Below are 244 nucleotides of genomic sequence, written 5' to 3'. Positions count from 1 at the left end.
CCCCCCCCCCCCCCCCCCCCCCCCCCTCTTTTCAAGCAGAAGACGACACCCTAGATGTAGCTCCGTCTCGTGGGCTCGGAGATGTGTATAAGAGACAGGCACCAGGCCCGCGGCGATGTAGGCGCCGGTCTTGCTCGGGTTGCTGAACTCGGACGCGTTGTTGGCGATCTTCGAGGCGAAGGTCTCACCGCCGTTGAACCTGTCTCTTATACACATCTGACGCTGCCGACGACGGAGAGAGTGT

At 62.3% G+C, this 244-nt stretch carries 1 pseudogene; it reads right to left on the bottom strand.

The features are described 5' to 3' along the window. Positions 1 to 216: pseudogene (locus ACR9ZK_RS23035) on the bottom strand (hypothetical protein); the annotation flags it as partial. Between the last annotated feature and the right edge of the window lie 28 nt (positions 217 to 244).

The organism is Monashia sp. HAY1-5C (assembly GCF_056755255.1).
Note: the sequence above shows the minus strand (reverse complement) of the source record. Positions and strands in the feature narration are given on the sequence as shown.